This window comes from Actinomadura sp. NBRC 104425 (assembly GCF_030269545.1).
GTDB lineage: Bacteria > Actinomycetota > Actinomycetes > Streptosporangiales > Streptosporangiaceae > Spirillospora > Spirillospora keratinilytica.
This window is the reverse complement of the sequence record NZ_BSTN01000031.1, coordinates 1-14135: the sequence shown is the minus strand read 5'-3', so window position 1 is coordinate 14135 and position 14135 is coordinate 1. Positions and strand designations below refer to the sequence as shown.

Sequence of the window (14135 nt, the reverse complement as noted above, 5' to 3'; positions counted from 1 at the left end):
CGCGGGGCGGCGGTCCCGGAGGACCGGCCGGGTCAGCCGTCGCGGCCGTCGGACCAGGCCCGCCACAGCTCGGCGTACCGGCCGCCGGCCCGCACCAGCTCGCCGTGCGTGCCGGTCTCCACCACGCGCCCGCCGTCCAGCACCACGATCCGGTCGGCCGAGGCCGCCTGGGTGAGGCGGTGGGCCACGACGAGCGCGGTGCGCCCCTCGACCGCGGCGGCCGCCGACGCCTCCAGCGCCCGCGCGCCCGCGCTGCCCGCCTCGGCCGTCGCCTCGTCCAGCACCGCCACGGGGGGATCGGCCAGCACCAGGCGGGCCAGCGCAAGCTGCTGCGCCTGCGCGGCGGTCAGCCGGTGCCCGCCGTCGCCCACCACCGTGTCCAGGCCCTGCGGCAGCGCCAGCGCCCACTCCAGGGCGCCGACGCGGGCCAGCGCGTCGCGCAGCTCGGCGCCGGTCGCGTCCGGCCGTACCAGCCGCAGGTCGTCGGCGAGCGTCCCGGCGAACACGTGCACCTCCTGCGTCACCAGGGCCACGCCCCGGCCGGGCCCGGCGCCGTCCGCGCCGACGGCGATCCGGCCGCGGTCCGGGCGGTGCACGCCCGCGATCAGCCGGGCCAGCGTCGTCTTGCCCGCGCCGCTGGCCCCCACCAGCGCCACCTTCTCCCCGCCCGCGATATGGAGGTCGATGTCATGCAGCACCGGACGACCGGGCCGGTAGGCGTAGCCGACGCCGCTGACCAGCACCGAACCGTCCGACTCAGCCGAACCGTCCTCGCACCCCCGACCGGTGCGCCCGGCGGCGTCCCGGTCGGGGGAGGGCGGAGCGGCGTCCGCGACGCCCACCAGCCGCGTCAGGCCCGCCAGGGCGCTCTGCGCGTCGTCGACGAGCCCGAGCGCGACGTTGATCGGGCTGAACAGGTTGTGGAAGTACAGCGCCGCGGCACTGGCCGTGCCGATGCTCACGCTGCCGCCCCGCACCAGCCAGAACCCGGTCGCCAGCACCGCCGCCAGCCCGACGAACTCGGCCAGGTTCAGCCGCGAGTAGAACCGGGTGGACAGGCGCGCCCCGCGCAGCATCAGCTCGACCGCCGTCAGGGACCGGGCGGCGACGCGCTCGGCGTGCTCGTCCTCCATCCGGAACGCCCGCACCGTGGCCGCGCCGCCCACCGTGCCGAGCAGCTCCTGCTGCTGGGCCCCGACCGCGACCCGCTGCGCCGCGTACAGCGGGACGGCCCGGCGCGCGTACCAGCGGACCGTGTGGGCCTGGATGGGGACGGCCAGCAGCGCCACCAGCAGGAAGCGCCAGTCCAGGACCGCCATGGCCACCAGGGTCAGCCCGATGGTCAGCAGCGACCGGGCCAGAGCGGGCACCGCCTCCCGCACCACCGCGGTGATCACTGACACGTCGTTGGTGACCCGGGAGGTCAGATCGCCGGACCCGGCGCGCTCCACCCGTTCCAGCGGCAGCGCCAGCGCCCGCTCGACGAACCGCTCGCGCAGCGCCGCCAGCACGCCCTCCCCGGCGCGGGCGACCAGCCCCAGCCCGTAGGCGGTCAGCACCCCCTGCGCGACCGCGATCACCGCCAGCCAGACGGCCGGAGCGGTCAGCGCGGACGCGGGCCGGCCCCCGGCGACCAGGTCGATGACGCGGCCGAGCACCGGCGCGGTGAGCAGTCCGACGGCGGTCGCGGCGACCAGCGCCGCGAACCCGGCCAGGAACGTGCGGCGGTGCGGGCGCGCCAGCCGCCGCACCGCCGCGCGGACGCGCGGCCCGGACGCGGTCGGCAGCAGCTCCCGTACGGCGCCGCCGCCGCGCTCGGCGCCCTTCGGCTCGCCCGCGGCGCGTTGGTCCGTGGCCGTCATCGCAAGAGCTCTCCTCGCAGGTCTCAGCCGGTGTTCGGGGTCAGTACAGCACGGCCGCGCGGTAGTCCGGCCGGTGCACGAGCTCGGCGTGCGCGCCCTCGGCGGCCACGGCGCCGCCGTCCAGGAACACCACCCGGTCGGCGGCGGCCAGCAGCGCCGGGCTGGTCGCGACCACGATCGTGGTGAGCCCCTGCCGGGTCTCGCGCAGGCCCTCGGCGATCCGCGCCTCGGTGACCGCGTCGACGGCGGTGGTCGGGTCGTGCAGCACCAGCACCGGGGCGCCGGAGGCCAGCGCGCGGGCCAGCGCCACGCGCTGCCGCTGCCCGCCCGACAGCGACCGCCCCCGCTCGGCCAGCACCGTCGCGGTGCCGTGCGGCAGGTTCGCGGCGACCTCGTCGGCCGCCGCCGCGGCCATCGCCCTGTGCACGGCCTTCTCCGCCGCGCCACCGCCCCCGGCCGCGGCGCTGTCTCCGGCCGCGGCGCTGTCTCCGGCCGCGGCGCTGTCTTTTGCCGCGGCCGCGGCGATGTTGTCGAGCAGAGCGCCCTCGAACAGGTCGGCGTCGTGCTCGGCGACCACGACGGCGCGGCGGACCTCGGCCGGGTCGAGCGTCGCCAGCGGCACGCCGTCCAGCTCCACCGAGCCGCCGTCGGGGTCGGCGGACCGGCCCAGCAGGCGCAGCAGCCAGGTGGCGGCCTTCGGGTCGGTGGTGACGACGCCGAGCAGCTCCCCGGGCGCGACGTCCAGGTCCAGCCCGCGCAGCGCGCCGCCGCCGCACGACACGCCGCGCAGCCGCACCGCGCCCGGCACCGGCCGCGGCAGCACGCCGTCGCCGCCCGCCACGGCGGGCGGGGCGCCCAGCACCGAGGCGATGCGGGCGGCCGAGGCCCGGCCCTGGGCGAGCTCGCCGTTGGCCCACGACAGGATCGACAGCGGCGTCAGCAGGAACTGCGCCAGGCCGACCGCCGTCACCAGCTGCCCGACGGTGATGTCCCCGGACGCCGCCAGGCGCCCGCCGACGAGCGCGACCACGGCGATGAACACGCCGGTCAGCATCAGCATGCCGCCGTCGTGCCACGCCTGCGCCCGCGCCGCCCGCACCGTCGCCGCCAGCGAGTCGCGACTGGTGCGCCGGTAGCGGTCGACCGCCGCGCGTTCGGCGCCGATGCCCTTGAGCACCCGCAACCCGGCGATCAGATCGGCGGCCACGCCGGAGGCGTGCGCGGCGCGTTCCTGCTCGGCGGCGCTGCGGCGCTCCAGCGGCTTGCCCAGCAGATGCGCCAGCCCGAGCAGCGGCGGGACGCCCAGCAGGACGAGCAGCCCCAGCGGCACCGACACGCGCAGCAGCGCCACGCCGCCGAACAGCAGCCCGGCCAGCGCCGCGATCCCGGCGGTCAGCGACAGGTGCACGGCACCCACCCGCTTGGCGTCGCCGGTGGCGATGTTCACCAGCTCGCCCGGCAGCCGCCCGGTCTCCGCGCCGCCGCGCGGGTCCAGCGTCCGGCGGGTGATGCGCAGCCGCAGTTCGTGCGCGGCCCGCTCGGACGCCCGCTCGGCGTGCCGGTAGCTGAACCGGTAGCTGTAGGACAGGACGGCGAACACCGCGGCGAGCACGGCGATCCAGGTCAGCAGCGCGCCGCCGTCGCCCGGTGCGATCGCCTCGTCGATCACCACGCCGACCACGACCGGCACCAGCGCCTCGCCGGCCTGGTGCCCGGCGGCCAGCACCGCGCCGGGCAGCGCGTACCGCCACTGGCCGATGAGCGCGTCGCGCAGGACCTCACCCCCGCGCACCGGCGCGGCGCTCCTTGTCCCCCGGGCGGTTGTTCACGCAGCAGGAGGGGCAGGCGTCCTTGCCCGGCAGCGCCACCCACAGGCAGCAGGTGCGCCGCCGCATCGCCGGGATCTCCATCAGCCCGTCCACCGGCGCGCCGACAGAGCGCAGCAGGCCGGCCGCGGCGTCGGCCGGGTCGTCGAGCAGGTCGTGCCCGTACGACACGATCGGATCGGCCAGCGCCTCGGCCACCGACCCCCACAGCCCGCGGCGCCCCACCCGGGTGAGCGCGTGCAGCGCGTCGATCAGCGGGGCGTGCAGGCCGCGCAGGAGGGTGTCGCGGATGGTCTCGCCGAGGTCGTCGCCGCTCGCGGCGCGCAGCTCCCGCGCGGCGATCTCGGTGACCGTCGGCTCGGCCGCCCGCAGCAGCGTGGTGTCGGCGGTCAGCAGCGGGACGCGCCGGTTCAGCGCCCAGCCGACCGCGACCGGAAGCGTGGTCCAGTACGCCACGCCCTTCCACCACAGGGCGGCCGCGATGTGCGGCGGGGCGTCCCAGCGGCGGCCGGCGTCGGCGATGTGCACGGCGAGCCGCTCGTAGGGCGGCGTCGCCAGCTCGGCCACGGTCGTCCAGCCGTCCCCCGACGCGCCCAGGTCGGGCGACAGTCCCAGCGTGATCCCGCTGTCCACGGCGGCGCGCAGCCGCCGTGCCAGCGGGGCCAGCGCCTCCTCGGCGGACCGCCCGGCGGCGACCTCCACCTCAGTCCGAGTCGCGTACACAGCCCCTCCGCGTCCCTCGCGATGAAATAAGGCAAGGCTAACCTAAAGCTTCTCGCCTGCCGAGGTCGCGGGCGGGGGGTCGGGTGCGAGGACGGCGGTGGCCGGCCGCCGCCGGGAAGGTCAGCGGCCTTCGTCGCCGAGGAACTCGCCGGGACGGTAGCGGACGTAGCCGCCGCCGTCCAGGCCGGTCCGCTCGGCGGCGGCGTCCAGCCGTTCGGCCGCGGCGGCCGAGCCCCGGCAACCCCCGTCCAGGCGCTCGTTCATGGCAAGGAAGTGCTCAATGTGCGCCGGCGGGCTGCGGCTCCTCCTCGGCGATCGTGTCGAGCACCTCGGCCGCGATCGCGCGGGCGGCGGGGTCGAGCTCGGCGTGCAGCCCGCGGAACAGGCGCTGGGCGCGCTCGGCGGGCCAGGCGGCGGGCAGGTGCTCCCGCGGCAGCCGCGGGTCCTGCCGGATGACCTGCAGCCACTCGGTCTCCAGCAGCAGCTGCCGGGCCAGGCTGTCGTCCGGCACGCCGGGCGGGGACGCGGCGTCCCAGCGGCGCAGGAAGCGGTCGTAGCGGGCGGCCACGGCGGCCAGGTCCCACGCGTCGCGCACCAGCTCGGCGACGTTCGTCGGCGGCAGTGCCCGCGCCCGGAACACCTTGACGTGCTCGGCGGCTTCCAGCCCGTCCAGCAGCGCGCAGACGTCGACCGCGGATGGAGCGATCCACAGTCCGCCCTGCAGGGCGCCGAACCCCGCCCACAGCAGCCGCGACCGCAGCACGTGCCGCTGCCGCTGCCACGACTCGGGCAGGGAGAAGCCCAGCAGCGTCCAGGTGCCGTCCCAGCGGGCGTTGACCGCGCCGATGCGCCAGATCCGGTGCTCGCCGTCGCGCAGGATCTCCCGCGAGCGCGGGGTCAGGCCCAGGTAGACGTTGCGGCCCCGGCGGGTGCGGTGCAGCAGGCCGCGCCGCGCCATCCGGCTGAGCGTGGAGCGGGTCGCGTGCTCGGAGACGCCGACGCGGCGCAGCACGTCCAGCACGCTGGAGGTGGCCACGCGCACGTCGCGCCCGAGCACGTGCCCGCCGAAGAAGGTCAGCAGCAGCGTCTGCGGCCGGGGCGTCGCGTCGGGCTCGCCCTCGCCGCCCCCGGCGGGCCCCTCCTCGTAGAGATCGTCGTCGCGCACGGGAGCCAGGGTAGCCGGGGGTGATATTGGGCAGAGTCTTGACGACGGTGAGATGAATGCTTACCTTCGTCGGCAAGTGTGGCCCAGGCCACAGTCATTCCCAGCGGTCACCGAGCAGACAGGTCACGCCATGTCAGGCACCACCCCAGAGCGCCCGCCGGCACCGCGGCCGGGCGGCCGGCCGCGGCCCTCAGCCGTCCAACTGCGCCGCGCGGTGCTGTCCAGCTATCTGGGCAGCGTCATCGAGTACTACGACTTCCTGCTGTACGCCACGGCGTCGGCGCTGGTGTTCAACAAGGTCTTCTTCTCCAGCCTCGACCCGCTGGCCGGCACCGTCGCCAGCCTCGGCACGTTCACCACCGGTTACCTGGCCCGCCCCCTCGGCGGCATCGTCTTCGGGCACTTCGGCGACCGGCTCGGCCGCAAGCGCATGCTCGTCGTCACCATGGTGCTGATGGGCGCGGCCAGCACGCTCATCGGCCTGCTGCCCACCTACGACGGCATCGGCGTGTGGGCGCCGATCCTGCTGGTGCTGCTGCGCGTGCTGCAGGGCGTCGCGGTCGGCGGCGAATGGGGCGGCGCGGTGCTGATGTCCGCCGAGCACGCCACGTCGCGGCGCGGCCTGTGGGCCGGCTTCACCAACGCGGGCGCCCCGAGCGGCATGGTGGTGTCCACCCTCGTGCTGACGCTGTCGGCGTCCATCACCACCGAGGACCAGTTCCTGGCATGGGGCTGGCGAGTGCCGTTCCTGCTCAGCGTGCTGCTGCTGGCGCTCGGCCTGTTCGTGCGGCTGAAGGTCGAGGAGACACCGGTGTTCGCCGAGGCCTCCGGGTCCCGGGCCGCCGAGGCGCCGCCGCTGCTGCAGGTGCTGCGCCGCCACCCCAGGAACCTGCTGCTGGCGGTCGGCGTCGGGTTCGGCGCGTTCGTCGCCCAGGCCACCCTCACCACCTTCCTGATCTCCTACGCGGTGGACGCCGGCTTCCCCCGGCAGACGGTGCTCAACGCGCTGACGCTGTCATCGGCCCTGGGCGCGGTCGCGATCGTCGGCTACTCGGCGCTGTCCGACCGGATCGGCCGGCGGCCGGTGGTGCTGGCCGGGGCGGTCGGCATGGCGGTGGTCGCCTTCCCGCTGTTCCCGATGGTCGACAGCGGATCGGCCGCCCTGCTGACACTGGCCGTCGTGCTGGGCCAGGCGGTCATGCACCCGGCCATGTTCGGCCCGCTGGCCGCCCTCTACAGCGAGATGTTCGGCACCCGCACCCGCTACACCGGCGCGTCGCTCGGCTACCAGATCTCCGCGACCGGTGCGGGCTTCGCGCCCGTGCTCTTCGCGAGCATGACCGGCGCCTCGGGCGGCGGCACGCTCGGCGTGTCCCTGCTGATCGCCCTGTCCTGCGCGGTGACCGTCCTGTGCGTCCTGGTGACCAGGGAGAGCCACCGGGCGGACCTGGCCGGGGAACCGGAGGATTCCCCGGCCGCGCCGGCTCGCAGCACCGCCGCCGAGGGCACCGCGGGCTAGCGGCCTGGCATGCCGCGGCGCGGCCGGACCGCCGGACGGACGGCGCTCCGGCCGCGCCGCCGTGTGCCGGCCGGCCCGGGCGGAAAACAGCGTGGAGATCGTCGGCCGGTCCCGCCCGGGTCCCGGTGTGAAGGCCGTGTCCGCGGGCATTGTCGACATGGCCGGTGAAACGGACGGTGCCGCCAGCCCCGGCTCCGCGCCCGGCCGTCGGTGTGACGGCGCTCGGCCGCCTGGCCCGCGCGCGTTCGCCGTTCAGCCCAGGACGTGGCGGGCGTGGTGCCGATCCCGGCCGGTCTTTCGCGCCGTGACGGGCCCCTGCCCGCCGGCCGCGGCATGCGACGCGGCAGTAGGACCGCGGCAGTAGGACCGCGGCAGTAGGACATCGCAGACGGGGGGCATGAATGAAGGACACGACCCGAAAACGCGTCATCGGCTTTCTCGGGCTTGGCGCGATGGGAACCGGCATGGCCACACGGCTCGTGGAGGCGGGCCACACGGTGACCGTCTACAACCGCACCGCGGCCAAGGCCGCGCCGGTCGTCGCGGCGGGGGCGCGGCAGGCGCGGACGGCGGCCGACGCGGTCGACGGGGCCGACGCGGTGGTGGTCAGCCTGGCCGACGAACCCGCGGTCGAGCAGGTGCTGTTCGGCGACGCCGCGCACCGGCTGGCCCCCGGCACGCTGGTGATCGACACCTCCACCGTCTCGCCGGACTTCGCACGCGACGCCGCGCGCCGGCTGGCCGGCCTGGGCGCCCGCCGGGTCGAGGCGTGCGTGTTCGGCAATCCGCAGCAGGCCCGTTCCGGCGACCTGCGCGTGCTGACCGCCGGGGAGCCCGCCGACGTGGACGCGGCCCGCGACCTGCTGGAGACCGTCGGCCGCGAGCTGCGGCACTTCGGCCCGCCCGGCGCCGCCGCCGCCATGAAGCTCGCGCTGAACATGCTGATCGGCGCGCAGATCGCGGCGATGGCCGAGGCGGTGCAGCTGGCCCGCTCGGCCGGGCTGGACCGCCAGGCCGTGCTGGACTGCGTGGCCTCCAGCGGCGTCGGCTCGGCCGTGATGTCGTTCCGCGCGGCGTTCATGCGCGAGCGCCGGTACGAGCCCGCCGCGTTCCGCACCCGGCTGATGGCCAAGGACCTGCGGCACGCCATCGAGCTGGCCGAGGCCGCCGGGACCTCGCTGCCGCTCGCCGAGTGCGCCCTCGACCTGGTGCGGCGCGCGGTCGACCGCGGCGACGGCGACCTCGACCTGGCCGTCCTCGCCGAACACGCCGGACGGCGCCCGGCCGCCACGGCCATGTAGCCGCGGCACCCGCGCCCGCCGCCCCCACCCCGGGGACGGCGGGCGCGCCGCGCCCCCGCCGACGTCACCCAGGATCACCGCTGCATTACGATGAGTGACCAGGTGTCGTCTGACTGTCATTGCGGGGTTCGTATGACACGCTTTCTGGTGATCTGCGGTCTCGTCATCGCTCTGCTCGCCCCCGCATGGGCCGGATCGCGCGGCGCGACCGGCGTCCTCGCCCCGGGGATCGCCCCCGGATTCAAACCGCGGCCGGCCCCGCAGGCCCGCGACGGCGGGCGCGACCCGGTCGCCGCACTGCGACACTGCGCGCCGCGCTGCCCGCGCTGACGGCCCGCCCCGCCCGGACGCGGCGGCTTCCGTGCCGTCGCGGTCGCAGCTGTGCATCGGGGAGGTGGCCGCCCGGCTGGGCGTCCGCTCGTCCGCGCTGCGGGGCGCAGTGCGCCACGGCGATGCTGGAGGGCGCCGGCCACCTGCACCACTACCTGCGCGACGAGGACCCGCCCGGCCGACCCCTCACGAGCGGGCGTACCTGGCCGGAGGCACGCCCACGGCGGCGGTGAAGTCGCGGATCAGATGCGACTGGTCGCAGTAGCCGAGGTCGTCGGCGAGGGCGGCCCAGTCGACGTCGTCGCCCCGGTCGGCGCGAGCGGCGGCCTCGTGCAGCCGGGCCCGCCGCATCACCCGCTTCGGGCCGGCGCCCACGTACTCGGCGAACAACCGCTGCAGGGTGCGGACGGAGACGTGCAGCGCCTCGGCGGCCTGGTCGACGCGGAACAGCGCGGGGCTGGCGGTGATGCGCTCCACCATGCCCGCGACCTCCTCGGCGACCGGGTCCGGGGCGGGCAGGCGCGGCAGCAGGAAGTCCTCCGTTCGGGCGACCATCTCGGCGGGGCCGCCGGCGCGCAGGACGGCGCGGCAGGTCTCCAGCACCGCCGGCCCGAAGAACCGCGCCGCCGGGACCCTGCGGTCGGCCAGGTCGGCGACCCGCACGCCGGTGAACGGGCGGAAGCAGCCGGGCCGGAACTTCACCCCCAGCACCTGCCCGCGTCCCTCCAGGCGGCGGACGAACAGGCCGCGGTTCACCCCGTACACCTGCGGCCCGGGCTCCTCGAGACTTCACGGCCGATCCGCACTGGGCGCGAGGCGTACGCGGCGCAGCTCGACCGGGCCGTGGCCGCCTGGGCGGACCCGGCGGTGTGGGAGGGCGAGATCGACCTCGGCTTCGCCGTCGGCCCGGCACCCGAGGTCGCCTCGATCATCATCAAGGAGATGGCCGTGCACGGGTGGGACGTGGCCGTGTCCACCGGGCAGGACTACGCCGTGACCCCCGAGGCGGGGGAGTTCCTGCTGCGGGTCGTCGACGAGCACGCCGACATGTACCGGCGGTACGACGGATTCGCCGACCCGGTGCCGGTGGACGCGGGCGCCCCGGCGTTCGAGCGGGCGCTGGCGCTCTCGGGCCGCGACCCCCGCTGGCCCCCGCGGTGACGGTGATCCGCGTTCGGGGCGGTCAGTCGTTCCGGGCGGCGAGGAGGGCGGCCAGGGCGGCGGCGAACCGTTCGGGGGCGACGCCCGCGGGCGGTCGGCCGAAGAACTCGCGGGACAGGTGGTAGCCGGTCAGCGCGGACACCACGACGGCCGTCACGGCGTGCGGGTCGTCCCTGAGCGGTTCGTCGCCGGGCGCGCCGTCCAGGTCGCGGGCCAGGTGCGCGGCCTCGTCGGCGATGCCGCCGTCCAGCAGCGCCTCGCGCACCCGGGCGGTCAGCTCGGGGAACCGGCCGTGCTCGCGCGCCAGCAGCATGATCAGCGGCCGGATCGCGGCCAGGTAGTCGAGCTGCTCCAGCAGGCGGCGGGTCAGCGCCGCCTCGGCGGCGCCCCCGACCGGGCCGCGCTCGAACCCCGTCCGGTGCCGCCGCGCGCGGTCCAGCTCGCGCTCGAAGACCGCCTCGAACACCTCCCGCTTGGACCGGAAGTGCCGGTAGAAGCTGCCGCTGCCGGGGGACAGCCCGGCGGCCGCCTCGATGTCGGTGACGGCGGTGCCGCCGAACCCGCGCTCCAGGACCAGCTCCAGCGTTGCGTCCATGATGCGTTCGCGGGTGGGGGAGGGCGTGGAAGAAGGCACGCCTGCAAGATAGCTCTTGCTTCTGCAAGAGGGTTCTTGCACAGTGGAGGGCCCGTTCGTGGTCCACCCTTGCGAAAGGCCCCCGCCATGCGAACCCCGAACGCGCGCCCCCGCCCCCTCATCGCCGCGGCCGTTGCGGCCCTCGTCGCCGCGGCGCTGTCGCCCGCGCCGAGGGCACGCGCCGACGCGTCCGCCGCGATCACCGTCGCGCCCGCGCAGCGGTCCTGGGTCTTCCGGGACGCCGACGGCCGCGAGGTGACACTGCGCGGCTTCAACGTCTCCGGCAGCACCAAGCTCTACGAGAACGGACTGCTGCCGTTCCGCAGCACCGCCGACGCGGCCGCGTCGGCGCAGGCCATGCGGGACCTGACCGGTGCCAACGCCGTCCGGTTCCTGATCAGCTGGGAAGGGGTGCAGCCCGCCCCCGACCGCATCGACCACGCCTACCTCGACCGGGCCGCCGAGCAGATCCGCGCGTTCACCGACCGGGGCGTCCGCGTCCTGCTCGACTACCACCAGGACCTGTACTCGGCCCATCTGTTCCACCAGGACAGCTGGTACACCGGCGACGGCGCGCCCGAGTGGGTCGTCGACGCGGGCGGCTACCCCAAGGAGTTCTGCGGCATCTGCCTGCTGTGGGGGCAGAACATGATGACCAACGCCGCCGTCCGCCAGGCCGCCCGCGACTTCTGGCGCAACCGCGTGCTCACCACCTCCGCCGGGCCGGTCGGCGTGCAGGACGCCTTCATCCGGCAGGCGACGGCGACGATGACCCACCTCAAGCGGAAGCTCCCCGCACAGGCCTTCGACCGGATCATCGGCTTCGACCCGTTCAACGAGCCGTTCGACGGCGGCCTGGGCGGTGCCAGCGGCCTGGAGTGGGAGAAGACCTACCTCATGCCGTTCTACCGGCGGTTCCGCGCCGCGATGGACGCCGCGGGCTGGGCGGCCAAACCCGCGTTCGTCGAGCCGCTGGTGTTCTGGAACACCGGGTTCTTCGAGCAGGGCGGCCTGTCGTCGGCCGGGACGCTCGGGCCCCGCATGGTGTTCAACGCCCACTACTACGACGGCGCCCGCATGACGCTCGACCCGTCCTCGGCGTCCGACGGCTCCTACGACGCGGCCATGAACAGGATCCGCGACCGGGCCGCGGCACTGGGCACCGCCGCCATCGTCTCGGAGTTCGGCAACCGGCTGACCGGCGCCTCCAGCGACCGCACCCCCTGGATGGTGCGCGGCATGTACCAGGCGATGGACTACGGCGTCCCCGGCGGGGACTGGTGGGACCGCCCCGCGTCCGGCGGCGGCGTGCTGTCGGCGCTCCAGTGGCACTGGGACGTCTACAGCGGACGCCACCGCGAGCCCATGAACGGCAACCCCGGCAAGGTGCAGACCGAGGGCGACGCCTGGAACGACGAGGACCACTCGGTCGTGCGGACCGACGACGCCGGGCGGGTCGCGCTGCGGCTCGACCAGCGGGTGCTGGACCGGTTGTACCCGGAGGCCGTGGCCGGGCACACCCTCGCCTTCGCCTACGAGGACCTGGCGCGCTCCGGCTACGGCGGCGCCGGGCGGCAGCAGGCGTGGCTGACCGTCCCGCCGTCCATGCCAGAAGTCGCCGCCCTGGTGAAGGACCGCCGGTACGGGGTGCTGGTGTGGCGCGAGTCCGCCGGCGCCCCCACCGAGCTGCACCTGCCGCAGTCCTTCGCGCCGGCGGGCACGGCCGTCGTCAGCGACCTCGGCGTCCTGGACGGCCTGCCGTCCGGCGGCGTGATCCGGGCCGAGCCGGAGACCGGCTCGGCCACCGCGCGCCGGCTGGTCATCGCACCGTCGGCCCGCACCCCCGGGGCGGTGCACTACGCGCTGGTCGTCGCCGACGCGTCGGCCACGTCCGAGCGGCTCGCCGCGGCCCGCGCCGAGCTCGACGCCTGGAAGGCCCGGCACTTCACCGGCTGACCCCGCCGCCCCCGCGCCTAGGTGGACCGGGTGCTGTAGACATCCTCCAGGGAGGACGAACGCAGCACCGGCGGGCCGGCGGGCTGAGCCTGCGGAACCGGCCCGGGCGCCCCGTACAGGCGGGCCGGCGCCTCCGGACGCGGCGCGGGCGTGGACTGCGGCTCGGCCCGGTGGGACGGGGACGGCATGTCCGCGCCCGCCCTGAGCGGCGGCGCGTCGGGGCGCGGCGCCGGGGACTGCGCCGGGACCGGCGTCGGTATCGCCGGCGGCACCGCCGCCCGGGGCTTGTCGGTGCCGTACAGGAAGGCGCCGATGCCGGTCAGCAGACGCCGCACGTCCGGCGCGGGCCGCACGACCAGGCGCAGGAAGCTGCTGTCGGAGCCGAGCTTGTTGCCGCACTCGCGGACGAACACCCCGTGCTCGGACAGCAGGTAGTCGCGAAGCTGGACGCCGTCCTTGCCGTCCGGCAGCTTGGCCAGGACGAAGTTGCCCTGGGAGGAGAACACCTTCAGCCCGGGCAGCAGCGAGTCCAGCTGCTCGGTCATCGCGCGGCGGTCGGCGGCCAGCCGCGCCAGGCTGGTGCGGTACTCGGCCTGGTACTCCTTCAGCAGGAACACCATGACCTCGGCGAAGGAGTTGAGGTTCCACTTCGGCAGGGCCGCGCGGACCCGGCCCGCCAGCGCGGGGTTGGCCACCAGGTAGCCGAACCGGACGCCGTGCAGGCCGAAGTTCTTGCCGAGGCTCTTGAGCACGATGACGTTCGGGCGGATGGCGGCCTCGCCGGCGACGCTGGGCGCGGGCTCGGCGTCGACGAAGTCGATGAACGACTCGTCCACCACCACCAGGTCCAGGTCGACCAGCCGGTCCAGCAGCCGCAGCACGTCGCGGCGGTGCACGTAGCCGCCGTCGGGGTTGTTCGGATTGCAGATCACCGCCGTGCGGGAGCCGCGGGCGCGCACGAACGCGGCGAAGTCGTCGACGTCCAGGGCGAAGTCGCGGCTCTCCTGCAGCGGGTACATGTCGACGCGCTTGCCGGTCTCCAGCGGCTGGTCGGTCCAGCGGCCGAAGGTGGGGATCGGGACGGCCAGGCTCTCGCGCACCAGCAGGTGGTCGATCCAGGTGATCAGCTCGGTCGACCCGTTGCCCATCGCGACGGTCTGCGGGTTCAGGCCGAGCGTGCCGCACAGCTCCGCGGTGATCGTGTCGGCGTCGCTGGGGTAGTACTTGAGGATCGTCTCCAGCATGCCGCCCAGCCGCCCGAACATCTCCGGCGTCGGGAAGTACGGGTTGCACGGTATGCAGAAATCGACCAGGTCGGCCTGGTCCGTCCCGCTCGCTCGGCTCAGCGCGAAGAACGACGGGCTGTGCGCCTTCCGCCGCAGCAGACTCGGATCGAAATGACCAGCCAACGCGTGCCTCCAGTGGGGGTGAGCGACGGTGGGCAGTACGAGACGCGCCGCCCGCCGGTTCGATCCGCCGCCGGCGCGCCCAGGCCGGCGGCGGGACGGTCGGCGGCGGGACGGTCGGCGGCCTAGCTGTTCTGTCCTGACAGGTTGGTGACGCGGCTGGCGGGTGGGAGGCCGCCGAGTGCGGTGTGGCCGCGGTGATGGTTGTACATGTGCAGCCAGGGCGCAAGCGCGGCGCGGCGTTCGCTCTCG

General features: G+C 75.6%; 13 protein-coding genes. 4 read left to right on the top strand and 9 right to left on the bottom strand.

Annotation, left to right across the window (positions count from 1 at the left end):
• Nucleotides 1-32: 32 nt before the first annotated feature.
• The 5 genes from QSK22_RS29270 to QSK22_RS29250 form a co-directional block, all read right to left on the bottom strand.
• Nucleotides 33-1862, bottom strand: a complete 1830-nt coding sequence (locus QSK22_RS29270) for an ABC transporter ATP-binding protein (RefSeq protein ID WP_285497667.1) — start codon at nucleotides 1860-1862, stop codon at nucleotides 33-35.
• A gap of 40 nt (nucleotides 1863-1902) precedes the next feature.
• Nucleotides 1903-3654 (bottom strand): ABC transporter ATP-binding protein, encoded by a 1752-nt coding sequence (locus tag QSK22_RS29265; protein ID WP_285497666.1) that lies wholly within the window; start codon nucleotides 3652-3654, stop codon nucleotides 1903-1905.
• Entirely contained in the window at nucleotides 3641-4411 is a 771-nt protein-coding gene (locus QSK22_RS29260) for a (2Fe-2S)-binding protein (protein ID WP_285497665.1), read from the bottom strand. Before QSK22_RS29260 ends, QSK22_RS29265 begins: the two co-directional genes overlap by 14 nt.
• 120 nt (nucleotides 4412-4531) lie before the next feature.
• A complete protein-coding gene (locus QSK22_RS29255) occupies nucleotides 4532-4675 on the bottom strand; it encodes a hypothetical protein (RefSeq protein ID WP_285497664.1) in 144 nt (47 codons plus the stop codon).
• A 13-nt stretch (nucleotides 4676-4688) separates the two neighbouring features.
• Nucleotides 4689-5576, bottom strand: coding sequence for a PaaX family transcriptional regulator (locus tag QSK22_RS29250; RefSeq protein ID WP_285497663.1), 888 nt, complete (start codon nucleotides 5574-5576; stop codon nucleotides 4689-4691).
• Between the two features lie 214 nt (nucleotides 5577-5790).
• Between QSK22_RS29250 and QSK22_RS29245 the strand changes: the two genes are divergently transcribed.
• Both QSK22_RS29245 and QSK22_RS29240 read left to right on the top strand, forming a co-directional pair.
• On the top strand, nucleotides 5791-7095 hold the full coding sequence (locus QSK22_RS29245) for an MFS transporter (protein ID WP_285497662.1): 1305 nt from the start codon (nucleotides 5791-5793) through the stop codon (nucleotides 7093-7095).
• Nucleotides 7096-7496: 401 nt separating this feature from the next.
• Nucleotides 7497-8396, top strand: a complete 900-nt coding sequence (locus tag QSK22_RS29240) for an NAD(P)-dependent oxidoreductase (protein WP_285497661.1) — start codon at nucleotides 7497-7499, stop codon at nucleotides 8394-8396.
• A 516-nt stretch (nucleotides 8397-8912) separates the two neighbouring features.
• On the opposite strand, the gene QSK22_RS29235 is transcribed toward QSK22_RS29240, so the two are convergent.
• The gene (locus QSK22_RS29235) at nucleotides 8913-9491 is read right to left on the bottom strand and encodes a helix-turn-helix domain-containing protein (protein ID WP_285497660.1); all 579 of its coding nucleotides are present in this window, start codon (nucleotides 9489-9491) and stop codon (nucleotides 8913-8915) included.
• Nucleotides 9492-9569: 78 nt separating this feature from the next.
• Between QSK22_RS29235 and QSK22_RS29230 the strand changes: the two genes are divergently transcribed.
• Nucleotides 9570-9887 (top strand): TIGR03086 family metal-binding protein, encoded by a 318-nt coding sequence (locus tag QSK22_RS29230; RefSeq protein ID WP_285497659.1) that lies wholly within the window; start codon nucleotides 9570-9572, stop codon nucleotides 9885-9887.
• A 22-nt stretch (nucleotides 9888-9909) separates the two neighbouring features.
• Here the strand turns inward: QSK22_RS29230 and QSK22_RS29225 are convergent, their stop codons facing one another.
• Entirely contained in the window at nucleotides 9910-10521 is a 612-nt protein-coding gene (locus QSK22_RS29225) for a TetR/AcrR family transcriptional regulator (protein ID WP_285497658.1), read from the bottom strand.
• Between the two features lie 87 nt (nucleotides 10522-10608).
• Between QSK22_RS29225 and QSK22_RS29220 the strand changes: the two genes are divergently transcribed.
• A complete protein-coding gene (locus tag QSK22_RS29220; protein WP_285497657.1) occupies nucleotides 10609-12477 on the top strand; it encodes a cellulase family glycosylhydrolase in 1869 nt (622 codons plus the stop codon).
• 17 nt (nucleotides 12478-12494) lie between these two features.
• Here QSK22_RS29220 and QSK22_RS29215 read toward each other — a convergent pair whose 3' ends face one another.
• Both QSK22_RS29215 and QSK22_RS29210 read right to left on the bottom strand, forming a co-directional pair.
• Nucleotides 12495-13886, bottom strand: coding sequence for a pyridoxal phosphate-dependent aminotransferase (locus tag QSK22_RS29215; RefSeq protein ID WP_285497656.1), 1392 nt, complete (start codon nucleotides 13884-13886; stop codon nucleotides 12495-12497).
• Between the two features lie 122 nt (nucleotides 13887-14008).
• The coding region (locus QSK22_RS29210) for an integrase core domain-containing protein (protein ID WP_285497719.1) at nucleotides 14009-14135 on the bottom strand (127 nt) is incomplete at its 5' end.

Coding starts and splice junctions, on each gene's coding strand:
- QSK22_RS29270 (WP_285497667.1), bottom strand. CDS start 1,862: ATGACGGCCACGGACCAACGCGCCGCGGGCGAGCCGAAGGGCGCCGAG.
- QSK22_RS29255 (WP_285497664.1), bottom strand. CDS start 4,675: ATGAACGAGCGCCTGGACGGGGGTTGCCGGGGCTCGGCCGCCGCGGCC.
- QSK22_RS29240 (WP_285497661.1), top strand. CDS start 7,497: ATGAAGGACACGACCCGAAAACGCGTCATCGGCTTTCTCGGGCTTGGC.
- QSK22_RS29220 (WP_285497657.1), top strand. CDS start 10,609: ATGCGAACCCCGAACGCGCGCCCCCGCCCCCTCATCGCCGCGGCCGTT.